A 14,191-nucleotide genomic window follows, 5' to 3' on the forward strand; every position below is an offset into this window, starting at 1 on the left:
GGTTAGCTTCTAAGAAATCAGTTGTTACCTTTGTCCCCTACATAATGGATAGTATACCAAAACAAAGTACCGTCAAAAATTCTTATATGGCTTTTAAAAAATTACATAATGATATAAAGGAAACCTTAAAACGTCTAGAAATTACTAGTCCTACGAATTTTCAGACCAAAAGTATTCCTGTTATAAAAAGTGGTGTTAATACTTTCTGTATCGCACCCAAAGATGCCGGCAAGACAACAACTTTGATACTTACGACCTTGCAAAAACTAAAATGTGAAGCGGTAGGCAATGCGCCAAGAGCGGTGGTTTTGGTCGAAAACAAGGAAAAGGCATTGGAATTATATGATGCCTTTTTAACCTATACCAAATATAACTCCTTACGCGTATATGTGGGATACGAAGAGCTACATATAGATATTCAGAAATCGGAAATTTTTGAAGGTATAGATATCCTCATATCTACACCCAAGACTATGAACAAGCTATTTTTATTAAACGGGGTAAGCACGTCCGAACTAAAGCTATTGAGTATAGACGATGCCGAATTCCTCATTCAAAAATCGGACTACCAAGCAATGGTCTCTATTACTCAAAGTATTATAAAATGTCAATATGTATTGTATGCCGAAAAATTACATCCGAAACTGAAACGTTTTGAATCCAATTTTATGGAACATTCCAAATTAATAAAGGCTTAGTAACTTAAAAATTCTAAAAATGAAGAATTATGTTAAATTTCTTCTGGGGCGAGTTCAACTTCCAACCCGTCCATATCGGCATTAATATGTAATTGACAACCCAATCGGGAATTATCCTGTACATGAAATGCCTCCGATAACATAGCTTCCTCATCGTCCGACATTTCTGGTAGTACATGGTCGGATTTAACATAGCACTGACACGAGGCGCACATGGCCATCCCACCACATATACCAATAGTACCCTCCGGGGCCAGTTCATAGGAACGTACCACTTCCATAAGGTTCATGTTCATATCCGTAGGGGCGTCAATTTCGTGAAGGATACCGTCCCGGTCGGTTATTTTGATTTTAATATCTTTCAAAAGATTAAAGGAATTAGGCTGTTAGGAATTAGGTTGATCTTTCATAGATTTAATCAACCCGTATAACATTTTTAATATTTCATTGGTTTTATCGATTAACTCTTTGGTCGTCGGATCGTCCAAGAACTTAAGTCGTTGCGATAAATAAAGCATTGATCTAACTTCACTATTGGAGGCCAAAGCAAAATATAAAAAACGGATGAAATCAGGATTCGTTCGTCGTTCAAAACCTTCGGCAATATTATTTGAAATCGATACTGATGCTCTCGTAATCTGGTCACGAAAGCCAAAATCTTTGCTCTTTAAAAAGTTTTGATAGATAAAAACTGATAAATTCTGGGCTTTCTGCCAAACCAATATATCTTCAAATCTCTGAAAAGCCAAAACCTTAATATTTATTTATTTTTCTATACCCTATACACTAACTCCTGAGTCCTATTCAATTGCTTTTACAACTGCTTTAGGTGCTTCCTTCTTGCTGCCATCAAAACCGGTAACCCCACCTACGGTAGTATATTTCATTACGTATTTCTTATCTGGATAGATACGCTGATAAGCGCTCTGGCACATAAGCGTAGCCTCGTGAAAACCGCATAGAATCAATTTTAATTTGCCGGGATAGGTATTTACATCACCGATGGCATAAATACCAAGGATATTGGTCTGATAGTCCAACGTGTTATCCACCTTTATCGCATTCTTTTCAATTTCCAATCCCCAATCGGCAATAGGTCCCAATTTTGGTGATAATCCAAAAAGTGGAATAAAATTATCTACCTCGAGTTCAATGTTCTCAGCAGCGTTAGATGTTTTTCTGATGGTTACCGAGGATAATTTATCCTCGCCGTTTAGTTTAACGATCTCAGCAGGAGTAATTAAATTTATTTTTCCTTCGTTCTTTAGTTGCTGTACTTTTTCCACGGAATCTAGAGCGCCCCTGAATTCATTTCGTCGATGTACCAAGGTAACCTCAGCTGCCACATCGGCCAAAAAAATACTCCAATCCAAGGCTGAATCCCCTCCCCCTGCTATGACAATTTTCTTATTACGGTACACTTCTGGGTCCTTTATGATATAAGCTACCCCTTTATCCTCGTATTTACGCAGATTTTCCAGTAACGGTTTTCTAGGTTCAAAGCTTCCTAGCCCACCTGCAATAGCAACAATCGGTGCGTGATGTTTTGTTCCTTTATTGGTAGTAACTATAAATGAACCATCTTCCAATTTTTCAATCGTCTCGGCCCTTTCCCCCAGTGTAAATCCAGGCTGAAAAGGTTTAATCTGTTCCATTAAATTATCTACCAATTCTCCTGCCAGTACCTCTGGAAAACCTGGAATATCATAAATGGGTTTCTTTGGATAGATTTCGGAACATTGTCCCCCTGCCTGTGGTAAAGCATCTATTAAATGGCATTTTAACTGCAAAAGTCCTGCTTCAAAAACGGCAAAAAGACCCGTAGGTCCCGCTCCTATAATTAATATATCTGTCTTAATCATTCAAAAATCAAATTAAAAAATCACAGCAAAATTACTGCTGTGATAACTTTCGTATTATGACATTTATCAACTCCTCTAACTGATATTAATGACTTCTTCAATTTGAGGGGCGTACTTTTTTATCGTCATTTCCACCCCACTTTTTAAAGTCATCTGGTTTACCGTACAACCAACGCAAGCACCTTCCAATCTTACTTTAACAGAGTTTTCATTATCGATTGAAATCAAGGTAATATCACCGCCATCGCTCTGCAAGAAAGGTCGGATTTCCTCCAAGGCCTTTTCTACGTTCATTCTTAGTTCGTCCGAAGTCATTGTTGTCATACCTACTTATTTGTAACGGCAGCACAACCTGCCATTGTTGTTATTTTAATAGCCTCCGTTGGAGGTATACTTTTATTTCTATTTACAGTTTCCTGAACCACATTTTTTGTTATTTCCTCAAATGCAGCCTCTATTGGAGTAGCCGTTTGCATTGCGGCCGGGCGACCCACATCCCCTGCTTCCCTTATACTTTGTACCAAAGGAATCTCTCCCAAAAACGGAACTTTTAAATCTTCCGCCAAGTGTTTTGCACCCTCTTTTCCAAAAATATAATACTTATTATCCGGCAATTCGCTAGGTGTAAAATACGCCATATTCTCCACAATGCCCAAGACGGGTACGTTGATGGAGTCTTGCTGAAACATGGCCACCCCTTTGCGCGCATCTGCCAAGGCCACTTCCTGTGGTGTACTCACAATCACAGCCCCTGTTACCGGCATGGCCTGCATGATGCTCAAATGAATGTCGCCCGTTCCCGGAGGTAAGTCTAACAGCATAAAATCTATCTCGCCCCAGTGGGCATCAAAAATCATTTGGTTCAAAGCTTTGGACGCCATGGGACCTCTCCAAATCACCGCCTGATTGGGTTGGGTGAAAAAACCAATGGACAGTAACTTGACACCATAACTTTCTACCGGCTTCATTTTGGATTTACCATTTATGTTAACCGCCAAAGGCTTTTCTTGGGCAACATCAAACATAATGGGCATAGAAGGGCCATAAATATCCGCATCCAATAGTCCCACTTTAAAGCCCATCTTTGCAAGGGTTACGGCCAAATTTGCCGTTACCGTAGATTTACCAACACCTCCCTTGCCCGATGCTACCGCAATAATATTCTGGATACCCGGTATGGGTTTTCCCTTAATTTCGTTTGCTTTCGGTTTGGCCACTGGAGCATCGACCTTTATATTAATTTTGATTTTCGCCTTTTCGTAGACCTCTCTATGAACGATTTTTAAAATCTCCACTTCGGTCTTTTTACGAGCCTGTAAACTGGGATTGTTAATGGTGATGTCTATTTCTACCTCATCGCCAAAAATCATCACATTTTTGACCGCACCACTTTCAACCATATTCTGGCCCTCACCAGGAACGGTTATTTGCTCCAATGCTTTTAAAACGTCCTTTTTATCTATTTTCATTCTGATACTATCACTTTCAAAGGGTTTATCTCTTCTTGACGCTCAGCTTATCCACCATTACAGACCTAAGCAATCTTAACCTTTATGTAAAATCATTCTAAACAACAAAGATAGCTTTTAGGCTTGAGAATAGGAAGTAGTTAGATTGATATATGATATGGTTAAAAAATTGGAAATAATAGCTTAGCATAGATATTTGGGAAGGTAATTGCATTTATATTGATATTCTGGATTACGTTAAGACGGGAAGACTGATTAATCAGCCATTCATTTTATATCGAATTGAAGAACTTAATGGGAAAAGGCTAAATTTATGAGCAGAAAACTAACCCGACTAAAAACCGATTTTTACATGCCTGATTATAGAAGAAATTGTTCCCGCTTTGTTACTTGTTTTATTGTTCTACTTCTCATAATCTCCTGTAAAAATGAAAAGCATTCGTTCTCAAAAAACGACATTAAAAGCTCCCAAAAATTAATCGGTATTGAATTTTCAGAAGAAAAAATAGATACACTCTACGAGTACTTGGAAAAAAACAGCAAGGGATATGACTCTTTACGTAAGTATAGTCTGGACAAGTCGGTTTTTCCAGCGTTATTTTTTGACCCCACCCCAAAAAATTTCGCATTCCCAAAAGCAAAAGACACGTTAATATCTTGGTATATACCTGAAGGCATTGACATACCCGATAGTTTGAACCAACTGGCTTTTTACACTATTCCGGAATTAGCTTCACTAATTAAAAACAAGAAAATATCATCGTTGAAGCTGACCGAATTCTTTTTGGACCGATTAAAAAAATACGGCCCCGCGTTAGAGTGCACGATAACCATTACGGAGGAGCTAGCCCTAGCACAAGCGAAAAAATTAGATGCGGAATTGGCCAATGGTCATTATAGAGGCATTTTGCACGGTATACCTTATGGGGTAAAAGACTTGATGTCCGTAAATGGATATCCGACTACTTGGGGTTCCGAACCCTATAAAAACCAACAAATTGAGGAAACCGCAACAGTGGTAGAACGCTTACAAGTGGCTGGTGGAGTTTTGGTGGCCAAATTGGTTTCTGGCGCATTGGCGCGGGGTGACGTCTGGTTCGGGGGTAAGACGAGAAACCCATGGGATATTGAGGAGGGAGCTAGCGGTTCTTCTGCAGGCTCAGGTTCTGCAACTTCTGCTGGATTAGTCCCGTTTGCATTAGGGACAGAAACTTTAGGTTCCATTACCTCTCCTAGTTCCGTTAACGGTATCACAGGATTAAGACCTACGTATGGTAGGGTAAGTAGACATGGTGTTATGAGTCTTTCATGGTCCATGGATAAAGTAGGACCTATGTGTCGAAACGCTGAGGACTGCGCTATTGTTTTCAGTATTATCCAAGGTAAGGACTCGTTGGATAGGACAACAAGTACCGTTCCTTTCAACTATAATCCAGCTTTAGATTTTAAAACCTTTAAGGTGGCATATCTCAAGGATGACATCGAAAAAGATACCACTGAAGGAAAAGAAAATTTAGAAGAAGCCCTTAAAACTTTAAAAAAATTGGGCATTGACCCTACACCAGTAAGTTTACCAACTGAGATGCCCTATGATGGGTTCGATATTATTTTAAGGTCGGAATCCGGTGCCTTTTTTGACGAGTTGGTACTTTCCGGAAAGGTGGACAGCATGGTAGAGCAAGATAAAAAATCAAGGGCTAATTCATTAAGACAATCACGCTTTATACCTGCGGTCGAATATTTACAGGCCAACAGGCACCGGCAGGTTTTAATAGAGCAAATGCACCAAATCCTAAAGGATTACGATATACTGATATCGCCTTCTTTTGGCAACAAACAACTCCTGATTACCAATTTAACAGGGCATCCTGTAATTGCCGTACCTACTGGTCTGGATGAGGAAAACCATCCGACGAGTGTTACGTTCGTAGGCAATCTTTATGATGAGGAAAAGATTTTGTTGTTTGCAAAGGGTTTCCAAGACGCAACGGAATTTGATGAAATGCATCCCAAAGGTTTTGACTGAACACTTTGACTTCGCTCTAAGCGACTTTAAAGATTTGTACCATCAATTAAACCTTGCGACCATCCAATAGATTTATAACTCGCGAGCCATAGGCCGCATTCTTTTCGGAATGGGTTACTTGAATTATGGTAACGCCATCTTCTTGATTCAATTTTTTGAAAAGCTCCATAATCTCCTCGCTCTGTTGCGAGTTCAGGTTTCCTGTAGGTTCATCGGCCAGAATAAGTTTTGGGTTAGCAATAAGCGCACGCGCCACACCCACTAATTGTTGCTGTCCGCCACTCAGTTGTGCCGGGAACAAATCCTTTTTACCAACAATATTAAAACGGTCCAACATATCTGCCACCATGGCCTTGCGCTCCGCACCTTTATACTTTTTATAGAGCAAGGGCATTTCCAGGTTTTCCTGTACGGTAAGTTCATCCAAAAGGTGATAGGACTGAAAAACAAAACCAATATACTCCTTGTACAGATTAGCACGATGTTTCTCCTTGAGGGTATGTACGGATTCATGTAGAAAGTGATATTCCCCTTCGTCAAACCCGTCCAACATTCCAATAACATTTAGTAATGTAGATTTGCCGGAACCTGATGGACCCATGACGGATATAAACTCTCCTTCGGAAACTTCGAGATTAATATCTTTTAAAAGGAAAATGCGCTGCCCTCCAGAATTAACCCATTTGAAAATATTGTTTAGTTGTAGCAACATAGTTTCGTTTTATTGTTAATATGGAGTTATTCGGTTCGTAAACTTTTTACTGGACTCTTTCTCGCGGCGTTAAGGGCCACAAGACCAACGAGAAAAGCAGTGCCAAGAAATACCAATAGGCCAACTATTAAAAAGATGTATTGCTCTATATCTATTCGATAAGCAAATCCTGATAACCATCTCCTACTACCGTAATAGGCGATAGGCCATCCGACTAAAAATGCTACCCCAATAAAGAATATGTACTCCTTTATTGTGGTTTTAATGATATGCACGTCTGAGGCACCCAGAACTTTCCGAATACCAATTTCTTTTCTTCTAGCCAAAACTAGAAAAACAGTGATTCCAATGATGCCCATGGATGCTAGGATAACCGCCAAAATATTTAAATAAAACACAAGATTTACAGCTTGTTCTTCCTGTTCGTAAAGTCCGGCAAGATTCTCGCTTAAAAAGTTCATTTCCAAGGGAAAACTCTCATTTATTTCCCCATAAACCGTCTTGATCTTATCCATTACAACAGCAGCCTTATCTGGCTCAAATGCAATAATACTTGTACCACCCATCCTTACATTTGGTGAAAGCATAATAAAGTAAGGGGTTACCTCCTCCTTTAGGGAAAATAAATTGATATCCTCAAAGATACCTCCAATGGTAAATGGGAAACCTACCTGGCCATCCTCGGAAACATATTCCGGCTCGGTAATGACTACGGTTCCAATTAGTTCTTGGGGAGCAACGTTCTTCACTTTTGCAAATTTTTCCGCTGCCGTTCTATTGATGATAGTAGTTCTAGTTGTTTCATTTTCGAAATCTATCGTCGATTTAATTCCGTAGGCCTTTAGTGCTTCATAGTCGAGGTAAAGTTGGTTGGCATCGTCAAAGACAGCATCCACATCCTGTAATTTATACGTTCCCTGATTAAAGGTTTCTATCCCAAGCGTTGATCCGTTACCCACGTTTTTTATCTCAGGTATTTGACGCAATTTTTCTTGAAAAGCGTTCAGTTTTTCTTCTGAGGTATAAGCATACAATATCCCCTCCTTATTAAATCCTAAGTCTTTACCCTCAATAAAGTTCATTTGACTGTTGACGAAGTAGGAAATGGATATAATGATTATAAGAATAGCGAATTGACTAATCACTAAATATTTTCGGACAGAGAAATGCTCAAACCGATTATCCTTCAAATTCTCCTTAAAAAGCGTCAGTGCATTTTTGGATGACAAAACTACGGACGGGGCAATGCTTGAAAGCGTACCAAACAGAATGGCCAGCCCCAACAAAAGAAATATGGCAATGGGGTCATCCAATACACTTACGTTGAGATCTACATTCATCAAGTTATTGAAAGCAGGCATCACCAGGAAAATTAGCAGAGAAAGGAAAGGAATCGCCAATAGGGCCAAAAGAATACCTTCCACAAAAAATTGTAAGGCGACCGACTTATTTTTAGCACCCATCGCTTTTTTTATGCCAATGGATTTTCCTTGCTTTGATTTTATGGCCAAGGTAAAATTGGCATAATTGAAAAGAGTGATTATACCGATAAATAGGGCAAACCCACCTATTAAAATTAGAAACGTATAATTTCCGGGGGTCTTCATCTCATAAAGGATGTTCGACTTTAGGTGAATATCTTCTATAGGTTGTAAAAAATGTTCTTTGTAAAGTGGATCAGATGTTACGTTGGGATTGATATTGGACATAGCTGCATTAATCTGCCCTTCAATATCCTTATAGGAACTGTTTTCTGCAAGACCCAAGTAAATACGACTACCCCAATACGGAATTCGGGTATCGCTGATAGCAACAGAAAAATCAAAATGGGAGTTTTGTGGAACATCTTCTATTACAGCCGAAACTTGATAGCTATTATCCCCAATTTGCACTACTTCCCCGATCAAAGATTCAAAATTACCCTTATGTTGGTCATAAAACTTATTTGCGTTGGATTCCGTTAAAATCAGACGGTTATAATTTGTACCAAAGTCGGATAAGCTACCGGCCAAGGGTTTCCAAGTAAAAACAGAAACAAAATCTTGTGCGGTATTGGTGGTCAGAAAGTTTTTTTCTTGGACCCGTTTACCGTTCCATTCCATAAACTCCAAATTCTCTGAAGTGATGAACTGAGCGGCAGTTTCTACCCCTGGAATATCTTTTAATCCCGAAATTAGGACTTGTTGTTCTGCGGCGGTTGCTTCGTTCCAAGTTTTAAAACCAATGACACTATAATCTTGTGAGCGGTACGTACGAGCCAAACGATATACGTTTTCCGAATTTTCATGGAACTCATCATAACTATACTCCCATTTAATATAACTGAAAGCCACGAATGCCACGAACAATCCAATTACTAGACTCAATAGATTGAAAGTCGTGAAAAATCGATTTCTTATAAATCCCCTAAAGGCTATTTTTAAACTTGTGCTTAACATATTTTACTTTTATTCTGTTCTTAAACTTTTTATCGGGTTGGCCACCGCTGATTTTACTGCTTGTATCCCAAGGGTAAACGCGGTGATGAGCAAGGCAATGCACCCTGCAACAACAAACATCCACCATTCAATGCTAATGCTGTAAGCAAAAGTGCCCAACCAAGCATTCATCATATACCAGGCAATAGGGAAGGCGATCAAGGTAGCAATGCTTACAAGAATGATGTAATCTTTAGAGAGTAGTACCACGATTTTGGCAACACTTGCGCCCAACACTTTTCGAATACCAATTTCTTTGACCTTGCGTTTTGCCAAAAAGGAAATCAACCCAAACATGCCCAAACACGAAATAAAGATAGTCAGGATGGCTGTAATGTTGACCGATTTCAAAATACCCTCTATGAGTTGGTATTGTGCACTTACCTTATCGGTCAACCGGGATTGATCATACTCTCGTCTAGATGAAATATCATTGAAAGCCAAGGCAATCATATTTTCGATTTGCTTTTCTTGTCCCTCAACTACTTTGACGGTCAAGAACCGATGCCTTTCAAGTGCTTTTTTGTCCCTGTAGATATGCACCAAAGGTTCTACGGCATTCTGCAAATCTTGATAGTGAAAGTCTTTAACCACTCCGACAATGGGGTAACCCAGGTCATTGTCTGTCTTGAATTTTAAACGTTTACCTTCAATGCTCGACCAACCAAATGCCTTTAGGGCCGCTTCGTTAATGATTACTGCCTGTTCTTCGCCAGCATCCATATCCCGGTTAAAATCCCGTCCCTTTATAACAGGCACTTGGAGCGTCTTAAAATAGCCATCATCTGCATAAGACCTTCTAATGCGCACATCTTTATCATTAGCAGCATCGTAAAAGTTGGTATAGTTGAAATAATAATCGGAAGGTATCGCTTGACTGGTTGCAACACCTTTTACATAGGGGTTGGCTTCTAATGCATTCAATAGGGCATTGAACTTTGCTTTGGCGGCATCCAAATCTTTATAGTCCAAATCAATATTACCAACCAAAATATTATTTCGCTCAAACCCTAAATCGGCATTTTTCATAAACCCAATTTGTTGGTTCAAAATGACTGCGATACTGATAAAAAGAATGGCGATGGTAAACTGTAAAATGATAAAGGAATTACGCAACAGAAAGTTGCTCTTCATTTGTTCAATTTTTCCTTTGATTCCTGTGGTTACCGGTACTTTGATAAAGCGTAACGTTGGAAAAATACCCACAATCAAAGTAGCCAAAAACCCTATGGCAATAATGCCCACAACCACGGGATAGTCTTTAGAAATATCGAATGAGATGCGGCCAAATTCTGGGCCAAAGGTGTCGTTTAATCTCGGAAGATTGACCGCTAAAAATAAAATTCCGGAAATGAGGATGGAAACAAAAACCAAGATACCGTTTTCGATACAAAACTGTATGACCACATTCTTTTTGCTACTGCCCAAGACTTTGCGGACGGCAATGTCTTTTGTTCGTTTAAACATGGTAGAAGTGTTAAGATTGAGCAGGTTCACCAAAATAATCAACAATACAAATAAAGATGCCGCAATAGAACCACTGATTATGGTATCTACTACAGGAATTATATCGGTACGCATTTCGGAATAAGGCATCACGTCCATGCCAGCAATAAGAGCAGGGTCTGTATAGTTTTCCTGTACCAATTGTTCAATACGATCTTTCAGCGCGGTGATATCGGTCTCAGGTCTTAGTTTTAAATAAGCTGGGGAAAAACTATTGCTCCAGTCCGTTTGAGCAATGAACGTTGGATTGTTCTTTAACAGGGTATTGGGTAATAATACGCCCAACCGAAACGAAGAATACGGACTTATAGGTTCAAAAACCCCGGTTACGGTCAGGCTCAAGGTATCGGCACCAATCAAGGTTTTACCAACCGGATTCTCATCACCATAAATTTGCTGGCTTACTTTATCAGTAAGGATAATGGAATATTTTTCTTTCAAGGCCATTTCTTGGTTTCCGTATTTCAGCGGAAGACCGAAAACCTCAAAGAATTCAGGGTCGGCATAATCGGTACGGTGTTGAAATTCTTCGTTGCCATTCTCCAACCAAATATTGCCCCAACCGTGCAGGTGGGTCCCAGCTAAAACCTCAGGTGAGATACTAACAACCTTTTCAATAAGCGGATAAGGTACTTCTCGGTAGCTATTGCCATCTTTTAACTGGGTTTTCAGATAAAAAATAGTTTCTTGATCAGGAATATGTTCATCTGCCGTATAATAAGCATAGACCGAAAAAAATAAGGTCAATACGCTTGAGACCCCAATGCTCAAGCCCACAAGATTCAAAAGGGACAATGTTTTGTTTTTCCAGAGGTTCCGTAATGATATTTTTATGTGGTTCTTAAGCATAGTGTTCCTTTTTATATTCAATTAGAATTATGCTTCGACTTTCGTGCCAAAACATAAACAAATGAATATCAGTGTATTAAATCAGTTGATTTCTTTAATACTGTAAAATATTTTGACAAAACCTGTATAAAACATTTACATTACGCTGGTAGTAAACTTCTACTCGGTGCGTAAACTTTTAACCGGATTCTGCTTTGCAGCACGAATAGCCTGGAAACTTACCGTAAGTACCGTTACGCCCATAGCTCCAATGACCGCCAAGGCAAAGATCCACCACTCCAGAATTACGCGATAAGGATAGTCTTGAAGCCAGCCGTTCATCACATAGTAAGCAATGGGTATGGCGATAAAGCATGAGATGGTAACCAATTTTAAAAAGTCTTTGGAAAGCATATTCCACACGTTGAAGACCGATGCGCCCAGCACCTTTCGCACTCCAATTTCCTTGGTACGCTGTTCGGCGACGAAGGAAGTAAGCCCAAAGAGTCCTAAACAACTGATTAGAATGGCTAAGGCCGTAAATATTCCGGATAAGGTTCCAATTCTTTGTTCCGCCGCAAACTTCCGGGCATATTGATCATCTACAAAGTCATACTGAAAGGGAATTGCCGGAAAGTTTTCTTTGAACACCCTTTCTATTATCGCAATACTCTGGTTTGCACTCTGTTTCGGGTTCAACCTTAAATTATAATAACTAAAATTATTATGGCGATCATAAACGTACCAAGCCTGTTTAACGGGCTCATAAGGCGATTGTGCAATCATGTCCTCCACAACCCCGATAATCTTCATGGGAGGCCCTGGATCTTCTTCATCCGAATCACGGATTATTGTACCGACAGGATTTTCGAGACCCATATACGCCACAGCTGTTTTATTGATTAATATGCCCAAGGAGTCAGAGGCCATTTCTCTTGAAAAATCCCTACCCTGAACAACTTTTAGGTCTAATGTGCTGGCATATTCCGGGGACACTTCGGTCCAGGCAAAGTCTTCTTGGAAACCTTCTGGTTTTCCTTCCCAAGTATAACCGCTCCGATTGGACCATATCTGTGTTGTTGGACTACTAGAGGTGGCCATAGCAATTGCTGCCCCAGAACTTATAAACTGCTCTCGCATTACATCTGTCTTTCCTTCAAAATCGGCGGACCATGTCGGTATTTGAATCAAACCCTCCCTATCATAGCCAATGGGACGATTTTTTGCATGGTTGATTTGCTGCATAACGATTACCGTACCTATAATGAAAGCTACGGAAACCGTAAATTGTAGGACGACCAATACCTTTCTAGGCAGACCAGCGTATTTGCCAGATTTGAACGTACCCTTGAGCACATCTACAGGTTTAAAGGAGGAAAGATAGAGCGCTGGATAACTACCGGCCAATAACGCTGTAAAAAGTATAAATACCACCGAGAGGATCCAAAAACTTGTATTGCTCCAAGGGAAAGCAATTTCTTTCAGCGCCAATTCGTTAAAGCCTTTTAAACTGAGTAATACAATTCCTATGGCCACCACATAGGCAAACAGTACTACCAAAAAAGATTCGCTTAAAAATTGATAGATTAATTGCCCCTTTTGTGATCCTATGGATTTTCGAATACCTACCTCTTTAGCCCTTTTCTCCGACCGTGCCGTACTTAGGTTCATGAAATTGATACAGGCCAAAAGCAGCACAAAGGCACCGATGATACCAAAAAGCCAGACGTATTTTATTCGCCCACCAACTTGTTTGCCATCCACAAAATTATTGCGCAAATACCAATCTTCCATGGGCAATAGAAATATTTGCGGATTAAACTCGGCCGTATCTTCGTTAAGGTCTTTCTTAACGTTTCTAATGGTTTCAGAAACATCGGCCACATCTACATTTTCCTTAAGCTGGACAAACATTTGAAACGAATTGTTGCCCCAGTTGTCCAACGAATTTTTTATCCATTCGCGGTTAGCTACATAGTTGTCCCACGGAATAATGTAATCGGTGTCATTGAAGGTATTATTGAAGGGGATGTCTTGATAAACAGCGGAAACGTTTAAATCATATTGGTTACTAATTTTTACTACTTTACCTATTGGGTCTTCATCTCCAAAAAGTGCTTCGGCCGTGGATGCGGAAAGCATTATGGAATTAATTTCCCGTAAACCGTCTTTTTCTCCTTTAACGATTTCTAAATTCAGCAGTTCCGGAGCCATGGGCTGCATATAATTGCCAGGCCGTGATATGCTGTTTTCTTTGTATTTTATATAGCTGTCCTGAGTCCAAGAGGCCATCATAAGGTACTTAAAATTATCCCTATATCCATTGCGCAGCGCTGGCTCCAAGGGCAGCGGAATTGCGGGACCGGTCCCTGTACGACCATTGAACGTCTGTGATTGGAAGACCTGTGCAATTTTATCTTTGTTGTGGAAGTAACTATTATGGGAAAGCTCATCGTGCATCCAAAGCCCGATAATTAGCGTGACGGCCATTCCAAGGGCTAATCCGCCAATATTTATCAAGGAATATCCCTTATTTTTTAAAAGGTTCCTCCAGGCGATTTTCAAATAGTTTCTAAACATGGGTTAAAATTTTTGATGCTTCGACTTCGCTCA

At 39.8% G+C, this 14,191-nt stretch carries 11 protein-coding genes; 2 read left to right on the forward strand and 9 right to left on the reverse strand.

The features are described 5' to 3' along the window. Positions 1-86 precede the first annotated feature (86 nt). Positions 87-698, forward strand: a complete 612-nt coding sequence (locus N8A89_RS05925; protein ID WP_281541428.1) for a DEAD/DEAH box helicase — start codon at positions 87-89, stop codon at positions 696-698. A gap of 32 nt (positions 699-730) precedes the next feature. Here the strand turns inward: N8A89_RS05925 and N8A89_RS05930 are convergent, their stop codons facing one another. The 5 genes from N8A89_RS05930 to N8A89_RS05950 form a co-directional block, all read right to left on the reverse strand. Further along, positions 731-1,063: a 2Fe-2S iron-sulfur cluster-binding protein gene (locus N8A89_RS05930; protein ID WP_281541429.1), complete on the reverse strand. Its 333-nt coding sequence runs from the start codon at positions 1,061-1,063 to the stop codon at positions 731-733. Between the two features lie 21 nt (positions 1,064-1,084). Beyond that, positions 1,085-1,447, reverse strand: coding sequence for a four helix bundle protein (locus tag N8A89_RS05935; protein WP_281541430.1), 363 nt, complete (start codon positions 1,445-1,447; stop codon positions 1,085-1,087). A gap of 51 nt (positions 1,448-1,498) precedes the next feature. Then, a complete protein-coding gene (locus N8A89_RS05940; RefSeq protein WP_289645070.1) occupies positions 1,499-2,560 on the reverse strand; it encodes an NAD(P)/FAD-dependent oxidoreductase in 1,062 nt (353 codons plus the stop codon). A gap of 75 nt (positions 2,561-2,635) precedes the next feature. Next, positions 2,636-2,875 carry a NifU family protein gene (locus N8A89_RS05945; protein ID WP_281543347.1) on the reverse strand — a complete coding sequence of 80 codons (240 nt, stop codon included), beginning with the start codon at positions 2,873-2,875 and terminating at the stop codon, positions 2,636-2,638. 11 nt (positions 2,876-2,886) lie between these two features. Then, entirely contained in the window at positions 2,887-4,029 is a 1,143-nt protein-coding gene (locus tag N8A89_RS05950; protein WP_281541431.1) for an Mrp/NBP35 family ATP-binding protein, read from the reverse strand. A 313-nt stretch (positions 4,030-4,342) separates the two neighbouring features. Here N8A89_RS05950 and N8A89_RS05955 point away from each other — a divergent pair, with 313 nt between their 5' ends. Then, on the forward strand, positions 4,343-6,055 hold the full coding sequence (locus tag N8A89_RS05955; RefSeq protein ID WP_281541432.1) for an amidase: 1,713 nt from the start codon (positions 4,343-4,345) through the stop codon (positions 6,053-6,055). A 46-nt stretch (positions 6,056-6,101) separates the two neighbouring features. Here N8A89_RS05955 and N8A89_RS05960 read toward each other — a convergent pair whose 3' ends face one another. The 4 genes from N8A89_RS05960 to N8A89_RS05975 form a co-directional block, all read right to left on the reverse strand. Then, positions 6,102-6,767, reverse strand: coding sequence for an ABC transporter ATP-binding protein (locus tag N8A89_RS05960; protein ID WP_281541433.1), 666 nt, complete (start codon positions 6,765-6,767; stop codon positions 6,102-6,104). Between the two features lie 26 nt (positions 6,768-6,793). After that, entirely contained in the window at positions 6,794-9,205 is a 2,412-nt protein-coding gene (locus tag N8A89_RS05965; RefSeq protein WP_289645100.1) for an ABC transporter permease, read from the reverse strand. Between the two features lie 9 nt (positions 9,206-9,214). Beyond that, complete coding sequence (locus N8A89_RS05970; protein WP_281541436.1) at positions 9,215-11,599, reverse strand: ABC transporter permease; 2,385 nt, start codon at positions 11,597-11,599, stop codon at positions 9,215-9,217. Between the two features lie 159 nt (positions 11,600-11,758). Continuing rightward, on the reverse strand, positions 11,759-14,158 hold the full coding sequence (locus N8A89_RS05975) for an ABC transporter permease (protein WP_281541437.1): 2,400 nt from the start codon (positions 14,156-14,158) through the stop codon (positions 11,759-11,761). Positions 14,159-14,191: the final 33 nt, after the last annotated feature.

The organism is Maribacter aestuarii, assembly GCF_027474845.2.
Classification (GTDB): domain Bacteria; phylum Bacteroidota; class Bacteroidia; order Flavobacteriales; family Flavobacteriaceae; genus Maribacter; species Maribacter aestuarii.